Raw genomic sequence first — 13,737 nt, forward strand, 5'->3', positions numbered from 1 at the left:
TCTTTATAATGGAGAAATAAATCATATGAAAGAATTATTTGGTGAATTTTTAGGGACCTTAATCCTGATTCTTTTGGGAAATGGGGTTGTAGCAGGAGTGGTTCTTCCGAAAACGAAGAGCCATAACTCAGGTTGGATCGTCATTACTCTTGGTTGGGGGATTGCAGTTGCAGTGGCAGCCTTTATCTCTGGCAAGTTAAGTCCGGCACATTTGAATCCAGCGGTGACGATTGGGGTTGCTCTTAATGGTGGACTAGCTTGGGCATCTGTGATTCCTTATATCATCGCTCAATTTGCTGGAGCCATGGTGGGGCAAGTCCTTGTCTGGTTACAGTTCAAACCGCATTACCTAGCAGAAGAAAATCCTGGAAATATCCTTGCAACCTTCAGTACAGGTCCAGCTATCAAAGACACTACTTCCAATCTAATCAGTGAAATCCTTGGAACCTTTGTTTTGCTATTGACCATCTTTGCACTTGGTCTTTATGACCTTCAAGCAGGACTTGGTACTTTTGCCGTTGGTACCTTGATTGTAGGGATTGGTTTGTCTCTCGGTGGAACTACAGGCTACGCTCTCAACCCAGCTCGTGACCTAGGACCTCGTATCATGCACAGCCTCCTTCCTATTCCTAACAAAGGAGATGGTGACTGGGGTTACGCTTGGATCCCAGTAGTTGGTCCAATCATCGGTGCAGTACTTGCAGTAGCAGTCTTTAAAATGTTTTAAAAAATGAAAGAGGCTGGGACAAAAGTCCTAGCCTCTCAATTGTCTTTGGATTATCGAGCAAGACGCAGTGGTTGAGTGGGCTCTACCACGCTGATTTCATCAGCTTTTACAGCCCTACTCAACTGTGAGGAGGTGGGACGACGAAATCGAATTCTAACGAATTACCGATTTCTGTCCCACTCTCTTTTAAAATACTGTATCAGATAAAGAGAGCTTTGTACGTTCTAACTTAAAACAAGCTATAAGAAATGTAAAACGCAATAAAGAAAATAATGATCGCAATAATGTATTGAACTGGTTTAGGTAGGTTATTCAATTTATCCATGAATTCTTTCATTGTTAGATCTCCTTATTATTTGATTGTCTTATAATTAGTGTAGCATGAAATAAGGCCCAAAACAATAGACAATAGGAGTGTTTTTGTCAAGATATAAAACCCTTTTCAAAATTATTATAATCAGTTAATCTATTACTAAATAAAGATAAGATAGATTGTAAAATACTTTAGAAAATAACAGGCTAGAGTTTGACACTTTTTTCACAAAGGAGTATACTGTTAGCATAGTTTTGGAAGGAACTTATGATAGATTCACCCAAAACTGACTGTCAACCTTTGCTGTTCTTCTATGAACGTTTGCTGGTATCGGGGATACCAAGGAGGAATCATATGTCTAAAGTAGCTATTGTCACAGGTGCAGGTCAAGGGATCGGTTTTGCGATTGCAAAACGATTGGTACAAGATGGCTTCAAGGTCGGAGTCTTAGACTACAATGCTGAGACAGCAGAAAAAGCAGTAGCTGAGTTATCAGCAGAGAATGCTTTTGCGGTCGTTGCTGATGTCTCCAAACAAGCTGAAGTGGCTGCAGCTTTCCAAAAAGTTGTGGATCATTTCGGAGATTTAAATGTTGTCGTTAACAACGCTGGTGTTGCTCCAACTACACCACTTGATACGATTACAGAAGAACAATTTGAACGCACTTTTGCCATCAACGTTGGTGGTGTCATCTGGGGTGCTCAAGCTGCACAAGCTCAATTCAAGGCGCTTGGCCATGGCGGAAAAATCATCAATGCAACTTCACAAGCAGGTGTTGTAGGTAACCCTAACTTGACTGTCTATGGTGGTACTAAGTTTGCAGTTCGTGGTATCACTCAAACTTTGGCACGTGACTTGGCTGATTCAGGTATTACTGTCAATGCGTATGCACCTGGTATCGTTAAGACTCCAATGATGTATGATATCGCTCATGAAGTTGGTAAGAACGCTGGTAAAGATGACGAATGGGGTATGCAAACTTTCGCTAAAGATATTACCCTTAAACGTTTGTCCGAACCCGAAGATGTCGCTGCAGCGGTTAGCTTCCTTGCTGGTCCTGATTCAAACTACATTACAGGACAAACCATCATCGTGGATGGTGGGATGCAATTCCATTAACATTCAAATAGGGGTTGGGATTTTTTCCACCTCTTTTCTTATGTGCACCTTATTCCTCTCGTTCGCTTTTTTTGAAAAATTAGGGTAGAATAGAAGTCGTATTTTAAAAAGAATAGATCAATAGTGATAGAGGTGAATTCTCTTCTATCCATCAAAACGAAAAGAGGTGACCATATGTGGAAATGGATCAAACGACTCATCGGACTGACCTTCCTCCTAGTTATTGTCTTAGCAGTTTTCTTGATACCAGCAAAGGTTTCGACTCAAGAGCAATTTAAAAATGTAACAGTGAATACTTCGCTGGTAGATCTGGCTCAAGAAGGCTTCTCTACAGCAGACGTGACTGCTTCTGGCCTGCAAACAGAGCTTCAACTGAATTCTCCTCAATTGCGCCAAGTTATTAAATCCATGGCAGGGGAAATGACAGATGAAACTCTCCTCAATACAGCAGTTGCTATGAATGGAGAGTATATCAATGTTCAGGTTCCGATTGAACTGGGACCGGTGGAAACCATGGTGAGCATGGACTTTTCAGCTAGTGTGACGGATCAACAATTGACCTTGAACCTAGAACGGGCCCGTCTTGGACATCTGCCGATTCCACGTAGCTTGGTTGCTTCAAAGATTGCTGAAAAAGTTAACCAAGAGGGCACAGGAGCTACTATGATAGGGAATCAAATCCAATTGACCATGCCGACAAGTGGCTACCGAATCCATTCTGCGAAGGTCGAAAAAGGGAACATGGTATTACAGATTATTGTTCCAATTTCCTATTAAGCATCAACCATAGGTTTCTGATGAGGCTGATGGTTTTTCTAATTGACAAAGAAATGAAAAAAGAGTAAGGTAGAACAAGAAAACGATTTCAAATACAGGGAGATTTAGGATGCCGTTATATGAATTTTGTGCAGAGAACATAACACTGTTAGAGAAGGCTTTTCAAGCAGGAGCGCGTCGTGTAGAATTATGTGATAACTTAGCGGTTGGAGGTACGACTCCAAGCTATGGTGTGATCAAAGAGGCTGTGAAGCTTGCTAAAGATTATCAGGCAAAGGTCATCGTTATGATTCGTCCACGAGGTGGAGATTTTGTATACTCTGAGCAAGAGCTAGACATAATGTTAGAAGACTGGAAAATTGCCCGTGACCTGGGTGTTGATGGTTTAGCTGTTGGGGCTTTGACTGCTGACAATCAGCTGGATAAAGATGCTATGCTTCGTTTCATCGAAGCCAGTCAAGGATTTGAATTGACCATGCATATGGCATTTGACCAGATTCCTTTAGAAGATCAAGCTGCGAGTATCGAGTGGATGAAGAAAGTAGGCGTGACGAGACTATTAACAAGAGCCGGCAGTCCAGAAACAGACTTAGAACAACGGTTGCAACGCTACGAAGAGTATGCCCAGCTTGCAGATCGCCAGTTAGAAATCTTGGCAGGTGGAGGAGTCTCTTTGGAGAATCGTCAGCTTTTCCTTGATGTTCCAGGGGTGGATCAGGTCCATGGAACTCGTGTTGTCTTTTAAAGATATATGAGTTGAGGAAGAAATCTCAGCTCTTTTTTCTTGATTTTTGGTATACTGGAGGAAAGGAGTAGTACGTGTTTTTACCAGATTATTTTGAGAAATACAGTATAGACAATGAAAAAGCTCTAGCTTATGGGTTTTCAAAGCAGGGAGAGAAGTTTCACTATGATCAACAGATCCTGGATGGAGACTTCAAACTTTATGTGACTGTCCAAAGTAAGCAAGTGCATTTTTGGCTAGTGGATCAGGAGACAGGCGACGACTATGTGCAGCTTCATATGGACCAGATGGTTGGTCAATATGTTGGCCAAGTCAGAGAAGCTTGCCAGCAGGCCTTAGAGGATATCAGAAGCTCCTGTTTTACTGTCAAAGATTTTTTGTATCCTCAGACCAAGCGCTTGGTGGATTGGATCAGCCGGCAATATGACCGTCCTATCGAATACCTCTGGGACCGTTCTCCGGACTCGGGCGTCTTCCGTCATCAAAAGGATCTCAAATGGTTTGGCGTCTTGATGAAGATAGACTGGTCCAAGCTAGATGCGAGGCAGGAAGGGAAGATTGAGGTCTTAAATCTTAAACAGGATCATGTCAGCCAACTCTTAGAAGAACCCCATTTCTATCCGGCTTATCATATGAACAAGAAGTACTGGATCAGCATTCCCTTGGATGGTCGAGTGGAGGATGATCTTCTCTTTGAGCTTGTGGCTAAGAGCTGGGCCCTGACTAAGAAGTAAGGGTTTAACCCAATTGATTTGTGAAAGTGAATAAAACATAAAAAAAGAATGTTGAGGGTCAACATTCTTTTTTTTATTAGAGAATTTCCTGTCCTTATTGCTCTTTGGTCAATGAGAAGTGGAAATCTCTGTAATTGCTATAGTCAAATTCTGTATTGATATCTGTTGTGAAGGCTATCGGAGTATAATGACCTTCCTCAAGGATAAATCCTGGTTTGAAGCGGAAATTTGCTACTCCTAAACCAGTAATACCAGGAAGAAGAGCATCTGCGCCATTAAGACCTTCTGACTCCCAGTAATAGACATTACCAGATGCTTGAATAGCTCTTGCAGTATAGGTGGCTGTGCGGGTTGGTTCACTATCATTTTTAAAGCTAACGACAGTTGTAATATCTCCATTAGCTTCAATAGTCATTTTGATGCTATCCGCCTGAGGGCTAGATCCTACCCAAGTGCCGACAAGTGCTGCAGGAACAACTGCTTGATCAGTTGAAGATGTATCTTCTGCCTTGTTCGGTTCAGTTGAAGCTGACGGGTTACTTGCCTGACTTGAAGGAGTAGTATTTTCTTTTGCTTGAGAAGAAGAAACTGTAGCTTTTTTATTTAAGCTAGCTTTTGGTTTTTTCTCAACTTTTGAGCTAGAAGCTTTTTCGGATGAGGAAGTTGTTTTATCTTTTGAGCCACACCCTCCCAAAGCAAGTCCAAGTGATGCAGCCACAAGAGAGGCTGCAGTCCAACGAATCAAAGATCGTTTCATAATATCACCTCTTTATCTTTCTGACTTAGATTATACTCCTATTGTTACAGATGTCAAGTGATTTTTGTAATAAATGTAATATTTTCGTAACATAGTTTTGTATATAAAATTACTCAAGAAATAGAAGGGTGGGATTGAATCATAGATAAGCGATAATTTGGGGTAAAACCTCTTCCAGTTTGTCCTGATTGATACGGGCAAAGGCATAGGGACAGCTTTGAATATAGGCAGATTCGAAGAAGTGGAGAGGGAGACCGCTATGTTTCAGTCGAGCGACCGAAGGGACCTGTCTTAAATCTAGTAAGACTCCTCCAATGACCGGCCATACAGGGACGGATAGGGAATGTTGCTGGAGTAGGGAAGAAGCTTGCTCTTTTTGGATGAATTGCTGTTGGTGCAGAAGCTCTTTGTTTTTTGCAAACATGCCATTATCAATATAGAGGCTCAAGGCCTTCTGCATGACCAAGTTACTTTCGTAGTCGAGTGTACCCTTGAGTTTTAAGACAGGGGCAAGAAGAGCTTGGGGCAGGACCATAGAAGTGATGCGGAGGGCAGAAAAGAGGCTGGTAGAAAAGGACTTGATGTAGATGACCCGGTCAGATGCATCCAGATAATGAAAGCTAGGAGAAAAATGTGGATCATAATCTCCCAAGTAATCGTCCTCGACAATATAGACATCATAGAGTTCTGCTAAGGCCAAAATCTGTTCCTTCTCTTGTTTGCTATAACTATGTCCCAGAGGATAATGGTAGCGGGGAATGGTATAGAAAAATTTGATCCTGCCACTTTTGAAAATGGCTTCCAGTTGGTCAAAGTCAATTCCTTGAGGCAAGCGATTGATGCTTTGATAAGGTAAGTCTTGCTCCTGAATTAATTTATTGATGCGGTAATAGGTTGGTTGCTCTACTAGGATTTCTTCTTTTTGGTTTGGGAAGGCGACCTGGCTTAGGAGGTAGAGGGCTTGCTGGGTTCCTGAGGTGATAACGATTTGTTGCTCCTGGGTATAAATCGCATCTTCTCGCAGGAGAGAAGCAATAGATTGACGGAGATCGACAAGACCTTCTTGTTTTTCATAGTAGTTGAAGAGGTAATTATCACGACCGACAAGGGTTTCGTTGATACAAGTCCGAAAGTCTTCAAAGGCCTGGAAGCGATCTTCCTTGAGGCGAAGAGGCAGGTCGGTATGCTTTCCAGTCTCTTCCTCCAGGACATAATAGCCGCTTTGGGGCTTAGCATAGATATAGTTCTTGTAGCTGAGCTCGAGCAGGGCCCGTTGGACGGTATCCTTACTGCAGGCATACTGACTGGCTAGTTGGCGAACGGAAGGCAGGCGGTCTCCAGTTTTTAGGATCCCCTGGTCAATCTGGTTTTTCAATGTAGTAAAAATCTTTTGGTATTTGGTTGTCATAACTGTCCCCGTACAATTTTTCTTTATTGTAGTCAATTGGGTGTAAAAAAGCAACTAAAAAGTGACTCCCTATAAGAGAGTCACTGTCTTACATGACATACACAATCGCGATATATTGGAGAGCAGAAGCGGCTAAGATGAAGAGGTGCCAAATCATATGGAAATAAGGTTTCTTTTTGGCGTAAAATCCAGCTCCAACTGTGTAGCATAGGCCACCCATCAACATCAAGCCCCAGAAGGTTGGACTTGTTTGGCTAATGATCTGTGGGATAATGAAAATCACCAACCATCCCATAATCAAATAGAGGGCTAAGCTGAATTTTTCATTTACCTTCTTAGCAAAAATTTTGTAGAGTATCCCAAAGATGGTCGTCCCCCATTGAATCAGGATAATGGCATAGCCGAACCAGTTGTTCATGAGAGAAAGAACGACGGGTGTGTAGCTACCTGCAATGGCAATATAAATCATGGAGTGATCGATGATCCGAAGGACATACTTCTGAGGTGAGTCATAGGCCATAGCATGGTAGATGGTCGATGAGAGAAACATGAGAAAGAGACTGATGACAAAAATAGAAGTCCCGATAGCTGATAGAGTCCCATGTGTTTCATAACTATAAATAGCAGAAGTTGGTAAGAGAAAGAGCATCAAAACGGCACCGACTGCATGGGTGACGCTATTAGCGATTTCTTCCCCAAAGGATAATCGTTTACTTAATTTACTAGCATAATTCACTTTTATTTTTCCTCCTCAGAATGAACATGGATATAGGATAGCGTTTCTTGATAGAGTAGCACGGTACGACAGGCAGATTCGATAATGGGTGCTAAAGGTTCTTTCTCTTCATGAAGAAAGTCCACAAAACTATTGTAGAGGTCTGCGGAGTTGGCTTGACTCTGCAAGAGGTTCAAGGTAGCTGCGATCTCTTGAATCGAAAAAACCGTCTTTAAGGTCGTAATAGCAATGAGACGGGCAACTTGCTGTCGCTTGTATTTCTTCTTATCTGGTTTTGGCAGGTAGCCGTGTTTAACGTAATTATTAACCATGGAGGCTGTCAAGCCCTTGTCTGTTTCTGAGATAAAAGGCGCACACACCTTATTGACATAGAGGAGGACTTGGTCCAAATAAAGATCAATATCAGGAATTTCTTCCCACCTGGGATAACTGTAGTTGAATAAAATAGTTATTACCTCTTTGTTATCTAGTTTTAATAACTAGATGATAACATGATGGTAATTTTATGTCAAGCGAAAATGAAATATGGTACAATAATTCTATGAAACTATTAATTCCAACTGCAAAAGAAATGAATCTGGATACCCCAGAAAAAATGGGGAATCCTATATCAAATGAGACACAAGCGGTCATCGATGCCTTAGCTTCATTATCTCTAGAAGAGTTAGCCTCACTTTATAAGATTTCTAAAGAACGAGCAAGTGAAGAAGAGCAACGGATCCAAGCGCTCAAGTCGGGTACAGCTAAGACCTATCCAGCTTTGAAGCTCTTTGACGGCCTCATGTATCGGAATATCCGCCGTATGGACTGGACAGAAGCAGAAGCTGCTTATGTGCAAGACCATCTCTTGATCACCTCAGCTCTTTATGGAGTGATTCCAGCCCTTACTTCGATTGCTCCCCATCGTTTGGACTTTCTAATGAAGCTTAAGGTCCAGGGTAAATCCTTAAAGCCCTTTTGGAAGGCTGTCTATGATCAAGCTCTTCAGGAGGAAGAACTGATTATTTCATTGCTCTCCAGTGAGTTTGAAACAGTCTTTTCTAAGGAGATTCAAAATCGGATGGTGACTTTTAAATTCTTTGAAGAGAAGAATGGGCAGTTGAAGGTTCACTCGACCATTTCTAAGAAAGCGCGTGGGGCTTTCGTGACAGCCTTACTAGAGAAGCAAATTACGAAGGTCGAAGAGATGAAGCAGCTAACCTTTAATGGCTTTGCATACCAGTCTGACTTATCGTCTGAAAAACAATTAGTCTTTGTGAAATATGAGTAAGTAAAAGAGAGTGGGACAGAAATCGGTAATTCGTTAGAATTCGATTTCGTCGTCCCACCTCCGCACAGTTGAGTAGGGCTGTAAAAGCTGATGAAATCAGCGTAGTAGAGCCCACTCAACTACTGCGTCTTGCTCGACAATCCAAAGACAATTGAGAGGCTAGGACTTTTGTCCCAGCCTCTTTTGTTTTTTCGAGGGATCAAAAAAGCCGTGTTCCCAGCTCCCTACTAAAGGAAGTTAGCCATGAACACGACTAATTGAATGATTAGAATTTAGTGGGAGCCCTTTAATTTTTTCAGAAGAGATTGCAGTTGTTTTTGCTCTTCTTCGCTAAAGACACTCATAACTTTTTGAACATTTTGTATATGATCAGGAAGTACTTCGATAATTTTTTTACGTCCCTTTTCTGTCAAAGAAACAATGCAGGCACGACGGTCATCTGGATCCGTTTCGCGCTTGATCCATCCATCACGCACCATATTTCGAATCACGACAGTCATATTTCCAGAGGTCGCTAAAATACTGTCAATCAGGTTCTGAATACGGAGATCCCCCTTACTGTACAAGGTTTCTAAAACGGAAAACTGAGTAGGGGTCAACTGATGTTCCTTAAAGACATGAGACTCTGCTGCACGAAAAGTCCGTTCCGCCTTGTGAAAGACAATCATAGTTTTTAATTCTGTTTGGGCTTCTTCAAATAGTTTTTCTAAATTCTTCATACTATTATTTTATCAATAAATAGTATTAGACGCTATTAAGCCTTAATATCAAATACATTACAGGTGGGTGACAAGATAATGGAATTATCAACACAAGAAATAGGTCTGTTAACTTCACTTTCAAATTATTTACAACTCGAATAGTTAGAAGGAGTAAAGTTTATGTGGAATCTTTAGTAAAATCTTGCTCCAAGTCAGATTTATGGTGTATAATATAGGTATTGTAGCCAGCTTCTGGTAGAATCTTAGTCTAAATTGGTTCGTCTGTAACTGGTCCCAGATAGAAAGTAGGTAAGGTATGAAAATTTCTGATCGTGTATTAAAGATGGAAGAAAGTGTCACCCTGGCAAGTGATGCCAAAGCAAAAAAACTAAAGGCAGAAGGAAAAGATATCCTCTTTCTAACCTTGGGCCAGCCTGATTTTCACACTCCTGAGAATATTCAAGATGCTGCAGTTCAAGCTATTCGGGATGGGCGGGCTTCCTTTTATACGGTTGCTTCTGGCATGCCAGCATTAAAGGCTGCCGTCAATACCTATTTCGAACGCTACTATGGATACACTGTATCACCAAATCAAGTCACCTTTGCGACTGGAGCGAAGTTTTCGCTCTATACCTTCTTTATGGCTGTGCTCAATCCAGGTGATGAGGTCATCATTCCAACACCATACTGGGTCAGCTATGGGGACCAAGTCCTGATGGCAGAAGGAGTTCCTGTATATGTCAAAGGGCACCAAGCCAATGATTTTAAGGTATCTGTTGAGCAATTGGAAGAAGCTCGTACAGAAAAGACCAAGGTCTTGGTCTTAAACTCTCCTTCTAATCCGACGGGGATGATTTATAGCAAGGACGAACTCCTAGCCATTGGAAATTGGGCGGTTGAACATGACATTATTATCCTAGCGGATGATATCTATGGTCGCCTGGTTTATAACGGCAATGAGTTTGTTCCGATTTCAAGCTTATCGGAAGCCATCCGCAAACAAACGGTTGTCATTAACGGTGTTTCAAAAGCCTATGCTATGACAGGTTGGCGGGTTGGTTATGCGGTTGGTGATCCCGAAATCATCGCAGCTATGAGTAAACTGACTGGTCAAACAACTTCCAACCTGACGGCCGTATCGCAGTATGCTACGATTGAAGCCTTGACAGGTCCACAAGACTCGGTAGAGGTGATGCGTCAAGCCTTTGAGGAGCGTTTGAACACCATCTATCCTCTTTTGAGCGAAGTTCCAGGTTTTGATATCATTAAGCCACAGGGAGCTTTCTATCTCTTCCCAAATGTCAAAAAAGCCATGGAGATGAAAGGTTATACGGATGTGACAGAGTTTGCAACTGCCATCCTGGAAGAAGTGGGAGTTGCCCTCATTACAGGTGCTGGATTTGGAGCCCCAGAAAATGTGCGTCTTAGTTATGCTACTGACCTGGAAACGTTGAAAGAAGCTGTTCGCCGCTTGCATCAATTTATGGAAAATTAAAAATTAAGAGGCTGGGACAAAAGTCCTAGCCTTTCAATTGTCTTTGGATTTTCGAGCAAGACGCAGTGGTTGAGTGGGCTCTACTACGCTGATTTCATCAGCTTTTACAGCCTTACTCAACTGTGCGGAGGTGGGACGACGAAATTGAATTCTAACGAATTATCGATTTCTGTCCCACTCTCTTTTCTTTAGAATTATAAGTAATCGCCAGAAAGGATCCTATTCGCCTTTTTCACAGGGACACGGGTCTTAGCTCCGTTATTTCCTTTGGGAAGGCGGAGTTTTTGACTAGGTTTTTCTGGCAGCTGTGGAGTCACAGGTTTTTCAACTACTGGACTGGTCACTTCTTTATAGAAATAGGTTACTGTAACCAGGTTAGAAATGTGGAGTTTATGGGAGGTCAGTTCTCCTTTGTCAGCTGATTGGAAGGTATAAGTTTTTCCATTAGCTTGGATCTGAGCATGTGCTGTTGGTAGACCAGCTTCGTAAGCCAAATCAAGGCTCCGCTCGACGCTGTTTTCTTGGGAAGGCGCAATTTCTTGTCCCTTTTCATCCACAAAACGAGCTCGTTTAATAACGTCAGGATTCAAATCGATATCGTCATAGAGATGAATGACTTCAATGACCGGTGCTGTAGCAGAACCTTTTTCTGGAGCGCTATTGTATGCAAAGCCATCTTTGATACCAAGATCAGAATATCGCACACGGTACCATGTTTTTCCGTTTTCGTCTGTAACCGTTGCTGGTCCATTTCCAGAGACATCATATTCGGTAAAAGCATGGGCTTCAACTGTCTTGTAGACGACATCTGTTGAAGAAGCAACTGGAGAAAAGTCTGGTTTCAAAGTCCGACGACGATGGATAACACGAATTTCAGAGATTCGTGGATCTACTGGAGTTTTAGCAGAAGCTGGGGTTGCTTCCTCAACGGTTGGGGTAGTTGTTTCTTCGTTAGGAAGTGGGGCTAGTGTTTCGTTGGTAACTACAGTAGCTCCACTCTCTGAAATGACTGAAACAGGAGTAAGCGTATCTTGTCGCTCAGAGATAGGAGCAGTGATTAGTGCAGTCTGCTCATCCGCAAAAGTGGTTGTTGCGAGACTGAGGGCTAAAACAGCTGCACACAATCCCGTAGTGAGTTAAATTTTCTTTTTCATATTTTCCTCTTTATACATACTGATAGTATAACTTGCAAGCTTTTTACTTGTCAAAAACAGCTGCTATAAAGGGATGAAATTGCAGGGGTTTCCTTTGAATAATCAAAATATAGGATAGAATATTTAAATCGGTTCAAGAATTTGAGAAAGTTGAATTACTTTTTTTAAAATGTCTGTTTTCGTCAAAAAAAGCCGAATTTTTAGATTGTGAGAGATAGCTATCGGCTCTTATTTGTGGTAAAATGAAAGGTGATCATGTCTTCGGACAAGTACAATGAGAAAAGGAAGATGTATTATGAAAAAACGGATTACCATCATCGAAGTAAAAGATTACGTTGGTCAAGAAGTGACCATCGGGGCTTGGGTGTCGAATAAATCAGGAAAAGGGAAAATTGCTTTCTTGCAATTGCGTGACGGAACTGCCTTTTTCCAAGGGGTTGCTTTTAAACCAAACTTTATCGAAAAATTCGGTGAAGAAGTGGGTCTTGAAAAATTTGATACCATCAAACGCTTGAGCCAAGAAACATCTGTCTTTGTGACAGGGATTGTCAAAGAAGACGAGCGCTCTAAATTTGGTTATGAACTGGATATTACAGACATCGAAGTCATTGGTGAATCGCAAGACTACCCAATTACTCCAAAAGAACACGGAACAGATTTCTTGATGGATAACCGCCACTTGTGGTTGCGTTCACGCAAACAAGTAGCGGTGATGCAAATCCGTAACGCTATTATCTATGCAACTTATGAGTTCTTTGACAAGAATGGCTTCATGAAGTTTGATAGCCCAATTCTTTCAGGAAATGCGGCAGAAGATTCTACAGAACTTTTCGAAACAGATTACTTTGGGACACCAGCTTACTTGAGTCAATCAGGACAGCTTTACCTTGAAGCTGGAGCTATGGCCCTTGGTCGTGTCTTTGACTTTGGTCCAGTATTCCGTGCGGAGAAATCAAAAACTCGCCGTCACTTGACTGAGTTCTGGATGATGGATGCGGAATACTCATACTTGACACATGATGAGTCACTTGACTTGCAAGAAGCTTATGTTAAAGCTTTGCTTCAAGGTGTTCTAGATCGTGCTCCTCAAGCCTTGGAAACTTTGGAACGTGATACTGAGCTTTTGAAACGCTACATTGCAGAGCCGTTCAAACGCATTACTTATGATGAAGCGATTGATCTCTTGCAAGAGCATGAAAACGATGAAGATGCGGACTACGAACATCTCGAGCATGGAGATGACTTCGGTTCTCCACACGAAACTTGGATTTCAAACCACTTTGGTGTACCAACCTTCGTGATCAACTATCCAGCAGACATCAAGGCCTTCTACATGAAACCAGTTCCTGGTAACCCAGATCGCGTGCTTTGTGCAGACTTGCTTGCGCCAGAAGGTTATGGAGAAATCATCGGTGGTTCCATGCGTGAGGAAGACTACGATGCCCTTGTCGCTAAGATGGAATCACTTGGTATGGATCGTACAGAATATGAATTCTATCTTGACCTTCGTAAATACGGTACAGTCCCACACGGTGGATTTGGTATTGGTATCGAGCGTATGGTGACTTTTGCAGCAGGTACAAAACACATCCGTGAAGCCATTCCATTCCCACGTATGTTGCACCGTATCAAACCTTAATAACTATAAGAGAGTGGGACAGAAATCGGTAATTCGTTAGAATTCGATTTCGTCGTCCCACCTCCGCACAGTTGAGTTGGGCTGTAAAAGCTGATGAAATCAGCGTAGTAGAGCCCACTCAACCACTGCGTCTTGCTCGACAATTCAAAGATAATTGAGAGG

General features: G+C 42.0%; 14 protein-coding genes. 8 read left to right on the forward strand and 6 right to left on the reverse strand.

Translation table 11 applies throughout. From position 1 onward, the window contains the following. Window positions 1-25 precede the first annotated feature (25 nt). The 5 genes from AC3E6G_RS03290 to AC3E6G_RS03310 all read left to right on the forward strand — a co-directional run bounded on the left by AC3E6G_RS03290 (window position 26) and on the right by AC3E6G_RS03310 (window position 4,415). The gene (locus AC3E6G_RS03290; RefSeq protein WP_048716194.1) at window positions 26-727 is read left to right on the forward strand and encodes an MIP/aquaporin family protein; all 702 of its coding nucleotides are present in this window, start codon (window positions 26-28) and stop codon (window positions 725-727) included. A gap of 667 nt (window positions 728-1,394) precedes the next feature. After that, window positions 1,395-2,159, forward strand: coding sequence for a (S)-acetoin forming diacetyl reductase (locus AC3E6G_RS03295; RefSeq protein ID WP_023023545.1), 765 nt, complete (start codon window positions 1,395-1,397; stop codon window positions 2,157-2,159). Between the two features lie 174 nt (window positions 2,160-2,333). Beyond that, window positions 2,334-2,936 (forward strand): hypothetical protein, encoded by a 603-nt coding sequence (locus AC3E6G_RS03300; RefSeq protein WP_129822000.1) that lies wholly within the window; start codon window positions 2,334-2,336, stop codon window positions 2,934-2,936. A 109-nt stretch (window positions 2,937-3,045) separates the two neighbouring features. Continuing rightward, complete coding sequence (locus AC3E6G_RS03305; RefSeq protein WP_023023434.1) at window positions 3,046-3,681, forward strand: copper homeostasis protein CutC; 636 nt, start codon at window positions 3,046-3,048, stop codon at window positions 3,679-3,681. 74 nt (window positions 3,682-3,755) lie between these two features. Next, a complete protein-coding gene (locus tag AC3E6G_RS03310) occupies window positions 3,756-4,415 on the forward strand; it encodes an MmcQ/YjbR family DNA-binding protein (RefSeq protein ID WP_490700451.1) in 660 nt (219 codons plus the stop codon). A gap of 94 nt (window positions 4,416-4,509) precedes the next feature. Here AC3E6G_RS03310 and AC3E6G_RS03315 read toward each other — a convergent pair whose 3' ends face one another. The 4 genes from AC3E6G_RS03315 to AC3E6G_RS03330 all read right to left on the reverse strand — a co-directional run bounded on the left by AC3E6G_RS03315 (window position 4,510) and on the right by AC3E6G_RS03330 (window position 7,762). Next, window positions 4,510-5,172, reverse strand: a complete 663-nt coding sequence (locus AC3E6G_RS03315; RefSeq protein WP_023023430.1) for a hypothetical protein — start codon at window positions 5,170-5,172, stop codon at window positions 4,510-4,512. A 139-nt stretch (window positions 5,173-5,311) separates the two neighbouring features. Further along, window positions 5,312-6,580 carry an aminotransferase-like domain-containing protein gene (locus AC3E6G_RS03320; protein WP_023023428.1) on the reverse strand — a complete coding sequence of 423 codons (1,269 nt, stop codon included), beginning with the start codon at window positions 6,578-6,580 and terminating at the stop codon, window positions 5,312-5,314. A gap of 88 nt (window positions 6,581-6,668) precedes the next feature. Continuing rightward, a complete protein-coding gene (trhA, locus tag AC3E6G_RS03325; protein ID WP_125336061.1) occupies window positions 6,669-7,316 on the reverse strand; it encodes a PAQR family membrane homeostasis protein TrhA in 648 nt (215 codons plus the stop codon). A gap of 2 nt (window positions 7,317-7,318) precedes the next feature. Then, window positions 7,319-7,762 carry a DUF1836 domain-containing protein gene (locus AC3E6G_RS03330; RefSeq protein WP_285338689.1) on the reverse strand — a complete coding sequence of 148 codons (444 nt, stop codon included), beginning with the start codon at window positions 7,760-7,762 and terminating at the stop codon, window positions 7,319-7,321. A gap of 95 nt (window positions 7,763-7,857) precedes the next feature. On the opposite strand from AC3E6G_RS03330, the gene yaaA reads away from it, so the two are divergent. After that, window positions 7,858-8,586: a peroxide stress protein YaaA gene (gene yaaA, locus AC3E6G_RS03335; protein ID WP_285338671.1), complete on the forward strand. Its 729-nt coding sequence runs from the start codon at window positions 7,858-7,860 to the stop codon at window positions 8,584-8,586. A gap of 272 nt (window positions 8,587-8,858) precedes the next feature. Here yaaA and AC3E6G_RS03340 read toward each other — a convergent pair whose 3' ends face one another. Continuing rightward, entirely contained in the window at window positions 8,859-9,305 is a 447-nt protein-coding gene (locus AC3E6G_RS03340; protein ID WP_236128190.1) for a MarR family winged helix-turn-helix transcriptional regulator, read from the reverse strand. A 298-nt stretch (window positions 9,306-9,603) separates the two neighbouring features. Here AC3E6G_RS03340 and AC3E6G_RS03345 point away from each other — a divergent pair, with 298 nt between their 5' ends. Beyond that, on the forward strand, window positions 9,604-10,782 hold the full coding sequence (locus tag AC3E6G_RS03345) for a pyridoxal phosphate-dependent aminotransferase (RefSeq protein WP_490700452.1): 1,179 nt from the start codon (window positions 9,604-9,606) through the stop codon (window positions 10,780-10,782). A gap of 194 nt (window positions 10,783-10,976) precedes the next feature. Here AC3E6G_RS03345 and AC3E6G_RS03350 read toward each other — a convergent pair whose 3' ends face one another. After that, the gene (locus AC3E6G_RS03350; protein WP_285338673.1) at window positions 10,977-11,906 is read right to left on the reverse strand and encodes a cell surface protein; all 930 of its coding nucleotides are present in this window, start codon (window positions 11,904-11,906) and stop codon (window positions 10,977-10,979) included. 322 nt (window positions 11,907-12,228) lie between these two features. On the opposite strand from AC3E6G_RS03350, the gene asnS reads away from it, so the two are divergent. Further along, window positions 12,229-13,575: an asparagine--tRNA ligase gene (gene asnS / locus AC3E6G_RS03355; protein ID WP_192831858.1), complete on the forward strand. Its 1,347-nt coding sequence runs from the start codon at window positions 12,229-12,231 to the stop codon at window positions 13,573-13,575. The last annotated feature ends 162 nt before the right edge of the window (window positions 13,576-13,737 follow it).

The sequence above is a fragment of the Streptococcus sp. SCPM-O-B-23252 (M501) genome, from assembly GCF_058200355.1.